The 9,937-nt window shown below is 63.7% G+C and carries 10 protein-coding genes; 2 read left to right on the top strand and 8 right to left on the bottom strand.

Translation table 11 applies throughout. The features are described from left to right. Nucleotides 1-51 precede the first annotated feature (51 nt). Genes ACLBYD_RS10630 through ACLBYD_RS10600 form a run of 7 tightly spaced genes read right to left on the bottom strand, consistent with a single transcriptional unit; the run spans nt 52 to nt 5,713 of the window. Nucleotides 52-1,002 carry a PDR/VanB family oxidoreductase gene (locus ACLBYD_RS10630; RefSeq protein WP_447816403.1) on the bottom strand — a complete coding sequence of 317 codons (951 nt, stop codon included), beginning with the start codon at nt 1,000-1,002 and terminating at the stop codon, nt 52-54. A gap of 51 nt (nt 1,003-1,053) precedes the next feature. Then, a complete protein-coding gene (locus ACLBYD_RS10625) occupies nt 1,054-1,806 on the bottom strand; it encodes an SDR family NAD(P)-dependent oxidoreductase (protein WP_447816402.1) in 753 nt (250 codons plus the stop codon). A 9-nt stretch (nt 1,807-1,815) separates the two neighbouring features. After that, complete coding sequence (locus tag ACLBYD_RS10620; protein WP_006552107.1) at nt 1,816-2,310, bottom strand: aromatic-ring-hydroxylating dioxygenase subunit beta; 495 nt, start codon at nt 2,308-2,310, stop codon at nt 1,816-1,818. Beyond that, nucleotides 2,303-3,583: an aromatic ring-hydroxylating oxygenase subunit alpha gene (locus ACLBYD_RS10615; protein WP_447816401.1), complete on the bottom strand. Its 1,281-nt coding sequence runs from the start codon at nt 3,581-3,583 to the stop codon at nt 2,303-2,305. The genes ACLBYD_RS10620 and ACLBYD_RS10615 overlap by 8 nt, the downstream gene beginning before the upstream one ends. Before the next feature lie 41 nt (nt 3,584-3,624). Further along, nucleotides 3,625-4,122: a nuclear transport factor 2 family protein gene (locus ACLBYD_RS10610; RefSeq protein WP_447816400.1), complete on the bottom strand. Its 498-nt coding sequence runs from the start codon at nt 4,120-4,122 to the stop codon at nt 3,625-3,627. Nucleotides 4,123-4,124: 2 nt separating this feature from the next. After that, a complete protein-coding gene (locus tag ACLBYD_RS10605) occupies nt 4,125-4,484 on the bottom strand; it encodes a hypothetical protein (RefSeq protein ID WP_447816399.1) in 360 nt (119 codons plus the stop codon). Nucleotides 4,485-4,540: 56 nt separating this feature from the next. Continuing rightward, a complete protein-coding gene (locus ACLBYD_RS10600; RefSeq protein ID WP_447816398.1) occupies nt 4,541-5,713 on the bottom strand; it encodes an acyl-CoA dehydrogenase family protein in 1,173 nt (390 codons plus the stop codon). A 163-nt stretch (nt 5,714-5,876) separates the two neighbouring features. Between ACLBYD_RS10600 and ACLBYD_RS10595 the strand changes: the two genes are divergently transcribed. Next, the gene (locus ACLBYD_RS10595; RefSeq protein ID WP_447816397.1) at nt 5,877-7,367 is read left to right on the top strand and encodes a PAS domain S-box protein; all 1,491 of its coding nucleotides are present in this window, start codon (nt 5,877-5,879) and stop codon (nt 7,365-7,367) included. 42 nt (nt 7,368-7,409) lie between these two features. Here the strand turns inward: ACLBYD_RS10595 and ACLBYD_RS10590 are convergent, their stop codons facing one another. Continuing rightward, the gene (locus ACLBYD_RS10590) at nt 7,410-7,844 is read right to left on the bottom strand and encodes a VOC family protein (RefSeq protein ID WP_447816396.1); all 435 of its coding nucleotides are present in this window, start codon (nt 7,842-7,844) and stop codon (nt 7,410-7,412) included. 742 nt (nt 7,845-8,586) lie between these two features. Here ACLBYD_RS10590 and eat point away from each other — a divergent pair. Continuing rightward, the coding region (eat, locus tag ACLBYD_RS10585) for an ethanolamine permease (RefSeq protein WP_447816395.1) at nt 8,587-9,937 on the top strand (1,351 nt) is incomplete at its 3' end.

Raw genomic sequence — 9,937 nt, 5'->3', positions numbered from 1 at the left:
ACCTCCTCCGCTACGGCGTAGAGGTCCCGAACGAAGCCTGACCACGGTCGATCAGTAGTAGTCGAGGACGAGTCGCTGCCCTGTCGTGCGCGACACGCACACTGCCATGACTTCCCCGGATTCCTTCTCGGCCCGGGTGAGCACGTTGTCGCGGTGTTCGGGCGAACCCTCCAGGACCTGCATGATGCACGTTCCGCAGATGCCTTCCTGGCAGGAGGTGTCGACGTCGCAACCGTTGTCCCGGAGGACCTCGACGATGCTCTTGTCGGCCGGAATCCGATAGGTCTCTCCGTCCAGCTCGACTTCGAATGCGGCGTTCGCCGACGCGTCGGGTTGCTCCGAGGCGTGGAAGTTCTCGAGGTGGATGGCGTCGGGGGAGACGTGCTCACGCGCGACGGCAACGACCTTGTCCATGAACCTGGCCGGTCCGCACGTATAGATGTGAGTGTGTGGAGGCAATTCGGCGAATTCGTCCTTCAGGACATGCTCCTGGGCCTCGCGCGTCACTCCGAGATGCTGATGCAGCTTGTCCGGGCAGCGGTCGTTCAGCAGCGGCAGGAATGCCGCTTCGGATTCGGTGCGGGCGAAGTAGTGCAGTTCGAAGCTGATGCCGTGAACGTCCATGTAGCGGGCCATACTCAGCATCGGAGTGATGCCGATGCCGGCGGCGACGAGCACGTGGTGCTGTGCCTCTTCGGCGATGGCGAGCAGGTTCCGGGGTGTGCTGATGCGGAGGGTGTCGCCGACAGAGAGTTCGTGCAGTGCAGCGGATCCACCGCGTGAGTTCGCCTCCTTCTTGACGGCGAAGACGAACAAGTCCGGTGCGTCCGGGGTGCTGCACAGCGAGTACTGACGTGTGATCGCTGTCGGGCCCTCGACGTCGATGTGTGCGCCCGGCAGGTACGGACCCAGTGGTGACCCGTCCGCCTTCACGAGCGTGATCGACTTGACGGTCGGTGTTTCCTGGGTGATGTCGGAGACGATGACGTCGATGAGTGTCATGTCAGGTTCTCCTCGTGTAGCGACGGGTGCGGGCCGATAGGGATGGAACGCTCAGCGCAGATACAGGCCGCCATTGATGTCCCAGCAGGCACCGGTGACGAAGAAAGCGTCGTCGGAGATCAACAGCGCGACGGTGTCGGCGACGAACGATGCGCTGCCGAGTCGCCCGACCGGAACGCCGGCAACGATGCCGTCGAGTTTGTCGGCCGGAACCGTCTTGCGGACGACCGGCAGATCGTGTGGGCCCGGGGAGATCGCGTTGACCGTCACGCCTCGCGCGGCGAGTTCCCGCGCGAAGATCTTGGTGGCGGTCAGGATCGCGCCCTTCGACGCCGCGTAGTGCCCGCCGGTGGCGGTGCCGCCGTTCTGGCCCGCGAGCGAAGCCATGTTGACGATGCGACCGAATCCCTTGTCGGCCATCGCCGCTCCGAACACCTGACAGCCGAAGAAGACGCTGTTGACGTTCGTGGTGAGCACGTCCGTGAACTCGTCTTCACCGAGTGTCATCAGGTCGGCCGCGCGTGTGACCGCGGCGTTGTTGACGACGATGGTGGGCGTGCCCCACAGGTCTTCACAGACTGCGAGGCCTTCCTCGAAGGCCGCCTTGCGGCCGACGTCCAACTTGATGCCGCGGGCTGTGGACCCGTCGGGGGACAGCTCCGACGCGAGGGCGTCGACCGCGGCGGTGTCGAGGTCGGCGAGGAGCACCCGCCGGCCGTCGGTATGCAGTTTACGGGCGATGGCGGTGCCCATTCCGCCGGCGGCTCCGGTGATGACCGCGATACCCGGGGCATGAGGATTCATGGCGGCCTCTCAGAGCAGATAGCCGGACGCGCTGACCGCGTCCTCACTGTCGATCAGACGGATCACCTTGAGCGCGATCCTGTCGTCGCCCTCGTCGTCGAACACGATCGTGTGCGTCAGATCCGCGCCGAGGGTCAAGAACTCGTTGCGTTTGAAGGCGTTGACGATCTGCGCCGAGCGGAGGGTGACCGAGGTATCGGTGCGTTCCTGCACGGTGAAGCGGGAGATCACGCGGACGGTGCGTGCTGCGGCGACCGCGGACGGCGAGTAACCCTGGAGCATGCGTTGGACGCGCAGTCGGCGCATCCGTGCATCGTCGTAGACCATGTTGAGCGAGGACGCGAAGTCATCCGTGTCCGGGTCGATGGGGATCACGTAGATGCCATCATCGGTGTACATCTGTTCCCAGGACTTGTAGTCCTTCGCGTCGAGGGCTTCGGCCTCCTTCCACACCAGTTCTATGGCACGCAACACGCGGGGATCGGTCAGGCTCAGGTCAGTCATCGCTCATCAGCTTCTTCCACATTGCGTAGGCCTCACGCATTCCTGTCTCGTCGGTGACATGTGAAGTGGGCCAACCTTCTTCGGTGAGGTATTCGCGCCCCTCGCCGCGGTTGACGAGGATGGGCATGTCGGGATTGCCACCGGCACCGATCTGGACCCGGGTCCAACCCTCCGCATCGTCGGGGCTGCCGAAGCCGAACGGGCCCTGGAAGTGCTCGTGAATACGCAGACGCTCCCGGTTGACGGATTCAGGGCCGCCGTCCATGCCGATGGCCATGTGCCAGATCTCGGTCTCGTCGACGGAGATGGGAATCAAGACCCGGAAGAACGACGAGGACATCGCCACATTCGGAAAAGTGTTGAGGTTGAACCCGCAGCCGTGCATCGAGCGCATGTAGCGACGGATCCGCTCCGGACTCTCCCCGGCCTCGGTGAGTTCGTCGACGAGATGCTGGAAGCGTGGCTGGATCTCCTCGGTGCCGTCGTCGATATCGAGGTCGACGTGGGCAGCGGCCATGATCGCGACGCTGTGTCCGTTGCCGAGCGAATGTGTCTCGGCGGCCGGATCGTCCATGAACGACATCATGTCGGCGGTTTCCGCGTCGACGGAGGCCATCCATGACTTGTGCACCATCGGGAAGTGGTAGCCGTCCGTGGTGTTCTCCAGTTGGATCTTCCAGTTGCCCTTGAAGCGGAACTTGTGGACGCCGAGCACCTTGGTCGGCAGTCCGTTGCTCTGCTTGAAGAAGCGCTCCATCCAGAGCTTGGCGTCACCGAGGAAATCCTCGAGGGGTTCGGCGTCCTGGTTGAAGGTCGCCCAGATCATGCCCAGGTAGCTCTCGGTGCGCAGCGTCTGGAGGGGGAAGTCCTTCTTGTCGATGACTCCCTCGTAGCCGTCCGGATAGGGGATACCGCGCAATCGACCGTCGAGAGCGTAGGACCAGTTGTGGTACGGGCATGTGAAGCCGTTGGCCTTGCCGCTGCGCTGGTCGCAGACGGTCGCGCCGCGGTGCCGGCAGCGGTTCAGGAGGGTGTTGAAGTTTCCCTTGCGGTCACGAGTGACGATCACCGGCTGATCCCCGACCTGAGTGGTCTTGAACGAACCGGGCTCGGGGATCTCGCTCTCGTGCGCGACCCACACCCACGTGCGGTAGAAGATCTTCTCCATCTCGACACGGAAGATCTCCGGGTCCGTGTAGAGCCGTCCGGCGACCCGATCGGTGCCGACGAGATCCCCGTAATTGTTCTGGGTCGAATGTTCGATCGTCGTCATGTGTTTGCTTCCTTCGAACTCGTCACGTGCGGGTGTCCGCATCAGTGCAGATGACTCATCGCGTCGATGGGCAGGGGTGCCGCGAACATGCGCTGGGTGCGGAATCGGTGTATGCGGGCCGTGATGTCCGCCGAGCGGGTGATCTCGAAATCGATCTCGATTCGGGCACACAGCAGTTCGGCCGTACCGTCCGTGTACAGCGACAGTTGTTGCATGATCCATCGACCGTGAGCACTGTCGCGCTCGGCCCGGATCCGTTCGCTGCCGAGCAGATGCGTGTTGCGAACGAAATGTTCGGCTGGTGGAAGATATCGAGAGACCAGAGCGACGATGTCCTCGCGCCCGTGAGCGATCCCGAACTTGTCTGTGTACTCCGATCCGATGCCTTCCCAAGTCGCATCGCCGGTGAACAGCGAGCCGATCTGTTCGGGATGCTCCAGGGAACCGGGGACGTCGCACAGGTCCATGTAGCGCATCAGGCATGACCGGGCGGCGTCCTTGACTTCGAGCGCGGACAGTCGGTCCGACATGTCGGTCACGTCTACACGTCCACGTCGTCCCGAATGGTCAGCTCACGACCCATACGAGCTTCGATCTTGAAATATCTCCACAATGCAAAGTCGCCGATCATGGTGGTGCGCAACAGGTTGCACGCGTTCTTCACTGTCTCCTGGTCTTTGACGTCGGCGAGGACGTAGCACGTCCACGGCCACCCATCGGACGGTCCGACCATGTGGGCGTCGTCGTCGAAGGTGCCGATGATGTCGACGCCGTCCATGCGCTTGAGATCGGAGAGCATAGTGGAGATGCCGACCCAGACCGGGCCGATCTCCGCCTTGGGGAGATCGAAGAAGTTCTGGTTGTTGCCGATGCAGAACAAGGTGCGCAATGGTTCGGGCACGACAGGTGTCCTTTCGGTCGGGTGAGCCTTGCGGGCTCGCACGGTCGGAGAGGCGATCAGGGAAAGCTGGGGATACCGGAGTCGAGACCGAGCAGAATCGAACCGGCGGCCTCGAACGTGTTGGTCTGCAACATGGCGTGCTGGGCAGGAACGAGCGCATCCTGCAGATATCGCTGGAGAGGATGACTGTCGTAGATCGCGCCGGTGCCGGCGAGATCGAAGGCCGACAGCACCACGGTGCGACCGACATGCGCGGCATGTGTCGCTGCCAAGCGGAGCATCGCCTTGTGTTCGTCGGAGATCGGATCGCCCGCAAGCGCAAGACTCCACACTTCGTCGGTGACCTCGTAGAAGAATGCACGTGCCGACCGCAGATCGGCCTCGGCCCTGGCCAGACCGATCTTGTAGGCGGGACGGTTGCCCTTGGCGGTACCGCCGGTGATGCTGGAGCGCGCTGCACCGACCTCCTGCACGTAGTCGAGGGCACCGCGCGCTGCTCCGAGCGTGACCACCGCGAGCACCTGCGCGGCGTAGGGAAGCATCGGGTAGCGGGTGATCGGTTCGTCGACTTTCGGTGCGCCGCCGCGGACGAAGGTCATCTCCTCGGGCACGAAGAGTTGGTCAGCGCGTATCGAGTGGGAGCCGGTGGCTGCCATGCCCGCCACGTCCCAGTTCTCGACGATCTCGACGTCCGCTGGATTCACCAGCGCGGTGAGAGGCATGCCGTTGGTGTCCGGGCCGCCGGCGAGACCGATCCCGAGGATGTCGGCGCCTCGGCAGCCGCTCGCGAACTGCCACAGCCCGCTGCACAGATAGCCACCGTCGACCTTCTCGGCTTCCTGCATGGGGAACAAGCCGCCGGCGTAGGCGATGTCGGGGCCGTCAGCGTAAATCTTCGCCTGGGTCGCGACCGGGAGAGCGGAGAAGTACACCAGCGACGATCCGAAGCTGGCGACCCAGCCCGTAGCCGGATCGATCGCAGAGATCCGTTCGACGAGGTTCATGAAGGACGACGGCGCCATCGGTTCGCCACCGAACTGTGCCGGCGTGGATGCCCGGTACAGTCCGGCCCGTTTGAGCAATGCGATGTAGTCGGGGGGTACGAAGCGTTGCTGGTCGAACTCGTCGCGCCGGTCGCGGAGCGCTTCGAGTGCGTGCTCGAACGCGCGATCCCGCGCCGGACCCGCCGGCGCTGCCTCGATCCGTTCGGTCGTGCTGGGGATGGTCATGCCGTCTCCGTTTCGGTACGTGTTCGCGCTGATGAACACGCTATGGACGAGCCGGTTACGGCGGTATCGGGACTTTCTCCCGAGGCCATAAAGTAATTCCCAATGGCGGTGACGACGTTGCGCGTCGGACGATGGACCGTCCTGCTCCCGGAGGTGTTGATCGATGTTCCCTACCCGACGTGACTTCCAGGCGATGGCGGAGCGAACGCAGACCGGCATCCTGATCCACGAGGCTGCGTCGAAGAACATCCTGTGGGCCAATCCCGCTGCGTGCCGGATGTTCGGTTTCACGCTCGAGGAGTTGCGGCCGCTCAAAGCGCACCACATGAGCAGTCAGGAACGTCAGTATCGCCGGGCGCTGGGAGTGGCGTGGCTGCAGTCCGCGGTCGTACATGGATCGAGTCGGCGGCAGTGGAAATATCGAACCAAGGACGGGGTGGACTTCCTCACCGACGCCAACGCGTCCCTGGTGCAGTTCCAGGACGGTGCGGTGGTGATGGTCGAGTTCCGCAACATTTCCGAGGAGGTGGAGATCCAGCAGGAACTCAGCTGGGTGTCGCAGTCGCTGCAGCGGATCATGACGCACACCTCGGCCGGCATCCTGGTGCTCGACGACGGCAACTGCATCGACGACATCTCACCACTCGCGGCGCGGTTGTTCGGCTCGACCACCGAACGGTTGATGGGGGCCCACCTCGAGGACCTGGGTCGATGCGATCCGTCGCTGGATTCCGAGCAGGTGGTGTCGAAGCTGGCGTCGGGCACCGGATCGGTGAAGATCCGGCAGAGGATCGAGAGGCCGGACGGCCGCGTCACCTGGCTCGCCGGTGAGCTCGAGGACGTGGTGCACGACGGCATGGTCTCGCGGGTGCTCGTGATCCGGGACGTGACCGACCGCGTCGAGTTGGAGCAGCGCCACGAATACCAGGTAGCGAACCTGCAGTATCTGAGCCGCTACAACGCGATGGGTGACATGGCGATGATCCTGGCCCATGAACTCGGGCAACCGCTGGCGGCGTCGTCGAACTACCTGCGTGGTCTCCAAACGCGCGTTGCCGGTGGCACTCTCGACCGCGATCAACTCTCCTACGGTCTGGACATGGCGGAGAAGCAGTTGAGCCGTGCTGCGGAGATCGTGGCGTCGGTCAAACGGTATGTGCGGCGCATCGAATCGACGTCGTCGGCCATCGATCTCAACGACGTGACGGAGGAGAGCCTGTATTTCGTTCGGTTGCGCGCGGCTGAACGGGGCGTGCGGGTGGTGGTCGATCGGACCGTCGGGAGCTTGCCTGTACAGGGGGAGAGCGTGTTGATCGGTCAGGTCATCATCAATCTGTGCTTCAACGCGATCGACGAGATCGTCCTGCCCACAACGAAGACGAAGGAATTGAGGGTCACGACCTACCGCGATGGTGACTGGGCGTGCATCCGGGTGGCCGATGAAGGCCGAGGCATGGAACGAGCCCGGCGTAATCAACTCGTCTCAGGGGCGTTCTCCGCGAAGCAGGACGGCTCCGGGCTCGGCTTGATCGTGTCGGAGCACATCGTCGAGCGTCACGGTGGCGACATCGAGTTCTCTCCGAACGAGCCACGGGGAACCGAGGTTCGTATGCGGCTTCCGATCGCTGGTGGCACGCCATCGGCAGATGTGTAGCGCCGTTCCCCGATCGCGACAGCACCGGTTGCCGCGCGTCCTTCAGTCCAGACAGAACTCGTTGCCTTCGATGTCCTGCATGACGATGCAGGACTCGTCGACGCCGTCAGCGTGCAGAACCTTCACCTGCGCAGCGCCGAGTGCCACCAGCCGGTCGGATTCGGCTTGCAGAGTGGCCAGCCGCTCGTCACCTTCCAAGCCCGTGCCGACGCGGACGTCAAGATGCACCCGGTTCTTCACAACCTTCTCCTCGGGCACACGCTGGAAGTGCAACCGGGGCCCGGCGCCCGTCGGATCGGCGCACACGAACGCGCGGCCCTGCGACTCCGCAGGCAAGCTAGCGTCGTAGTCGGTCCACGTCGCGAACCCGTCGGGTGGCGTGGGCACCTCGTAGCCGAGAACGGCGCACCAGAAGTGCGCGAGTCGTTCGGGTTCGGTGGAATCGAACGTGACTCGGACCTGCCTGACCGACGCCATGCGGGCCACCCTAGGGAGCAGTGCCATAACGAGCAACCGCATTTTCGGACGCGATATCGCGTTCGGTCATCGAATCGAAGGTCGATGGTGGGCATCGGCTCTTGCTACCACGGACGTGGACATCGCCAACTGACGGTCTTATCTGCAGCCTCAGTGCTCGTTCACCGGGTAGGCGAGGGTCTCGCGAGTGAGGTGGAACAAGCCGGGCATCAGCAGCGCAACAACTATCACCACGACCACCTTGTCCATGCTCGGAGCTCCGACAACCAGTCCGACGACCGCAACACTTCGCCGTGTCTTCACCCGGGTACGCCCCGCGTCCGATAGGGGACCCTCGGATCGGCACACGACACTTCGATGAGCCCGGCACACCACCGATGCGCCCCATCCGAACGCAGCCACGGCCACGATCGCTACCGCCCACAGCAGCACAGTCACTTCGAATCCTCCACGTGTCGTCGGTTGGTAGAAGACCGCCCGCAGGCTACGTAACCGCGCGTTCCATTACAGGCTCGCAACAGAGTTGCAACAGTCTTCTCCGATACTCGAGAAACGAACAGACACCCTGTTCGCCCGGGAGGATGCTGGATCATCCGAGTTACACGGCTGCACTCCATCTCGTTGCGCGATTCTCCACGACCCCGGGGGGGTAGCTCATGAACACCGGCAGCGGCTCGCGCGACGTTCCACCACCTCGGCGGCGTGACGCCGCCGTACGAACCGATCGCCTCAGGGAGACGGAATGTCAGTCGTAGAACCATCGAAGAGTTCGAGGACCCGTAAGCACCACGACGGCGCCGACTTCCACGCCGAGAAGAGCGAATACCTCGAAAAACGTTCACTTCGTAAAGGAACCGCAGGGTGGGTGCTCCTTGCGGGACTCGGTGTCAGTTATGTCATCTCCGGTGATTACGCCGGATGGAACAACGGACTCGCCGAAGGCGGATTCGGCGGTCTGCTCATCGCCGGCGTGGTCATCGCGGGCATGTATTTCGCGATGGTGCTCGGGATGGCGGAATTGTCGTCGGCCCTTCCGGCCGCAGGGGGCGGATACACCTTCGCCCGCCGCGCGCTCGGCCCCTGGGGTGGATTCGCCACCGGCACGGCCATTCTCATCGAGTACGCGATCGCACCTGCAGCCATCGCGACGTTCATCGGCAGTTATGTCGAATCGTTGAACATCTTCGGGATCACCGACGGATGGTGGATCTACCTCGCTGTCTACGCCATTTTCATCGGCATCCACCTCACCGGTGCGGGCGAAGCGCTCAAGGCGATGTTCGTCATCACCGCCATCGCACTTGTCGGACTCGTGATCTTCGCAATCTCTGCGGTGGGACTGTTCGAGTCCGACAATCTCACGGACATCGCGCCGACCGATGCCGTCGGCGCCTCGGGCTTCCTGCCGTTCGGTTACTTCGGTATCTGGGCCGCGGTCCCATTCGCGATCTGGTTCTTCCTGGCGATCGAGGGCGTTCCTCTCGCTGCGGAGGAGGCGCGTGAGCCGGAGAAGAACGTGCCGCGCGGCATCATCTCCAGCATGCTGGTGCTCCTGCTGACCGGAGCGACCGTGCTGTTCCTCGCGACGGGTGCGTTGGGCGCCGAGGGGTTGTCGACCTCGGGCAACCCGCTCGTGGAGGCGCTGGGTGACGGGACAGCGGCGAAGGTCGTCAACTACATCGGGCTCGCCGGGTTGATCGCCAGCTTCTTCTCCATCATGTACGCGTACTCGCGGCAGACTTTCGCGCTGTCCCGGGCCGGCTACCTGCCGACGAGCCTGTCGGTGACGAATTCCCGCAAGGCACCCATGCTCGCGTTGATCGTGCCCGGCGTGATCGGTTTCGTCCTGTCGCTGACCGGTGAGGGCGCGATGCTCCTCAACATGGCGGTCTTCGGTGCCGCCGTGAGTTATGTACTCATGATGGTCAGCCACATCGTGCTGCGCGTGCGCGAGCCCGGGATGCGGCGTCCGTACCGCACGCCCGGTGGTGTGGTCACGACGTCGTTCGCGCTGGTGATCGCAGCGGCCGCTGTGGTGGCCACCTTCCTCGTCGATCCCGTCGCGGCTCTGTGGACGTTCGCCGCGTTCGCGG

It is taken from the genome of Rhodococcus sp. C26F (assembly GCF_053345925.1).
Note: the sequence above shows the minus strand (reverse complement) of the source record. Positions and strands in the feature narration are given on the sequence as shown.

Excerpts from the sequence above, each read along its gene's own strand:
- ACLBYD_RS10620 (WP_006552107.1), bottom strand. The coding sequence starts at position 2,310 with ATGACTGACCTGAGCCTGACCGATCCCCGCGTGTTGCGTGCCATAGAA.
- ACLBYD_RS10630 (WP_447816403.1), bottom strand. The coding sequence starts at position 1,002 with ATGACACTCATCGACGTCATCGTCTCCGACATCACCCAGGAAACACCG.
- ACLBYD_RS10600 (WP_447816398.1), bottom strand. The coding sequence starts at position 5,713 with ATGACCATCCCCAGCACGACCGAACGGATCGAGGCAGCGCCGGCGGGT.
- ACLBYD_RS10595 (WP_447816397.1), top strand. The coding sequence starts at position 5,877 with ATGTTCCCTACCCGACGTGACTTCCAGGCGATGGCGGAGCGAACGCAG.
- ACLBYD_RS10590 (WP_447816396.1), bottom strand. The coding sequence starts at position 7,844 with ATGGCGTCGGTCAGGCAGGTCCGAGTCACGTTCGATTCCACCGAACCC.
- ACLBYD_RS10625 (WP_447816402.1), bottom strand. The coding sequence starts at position 1,806 with ATGAATCCTCATGCCCCGGGTATCGCGGTCATCACCGGAGCCGCCGGC.
- ACLBYD_RS10615 (WP_447816401.1), bottom strand. The coding sequence starts at position 3,583 with ATGACGACGATCGAACATTCGACCCAGAACAATTACGGGGATCTCGTC.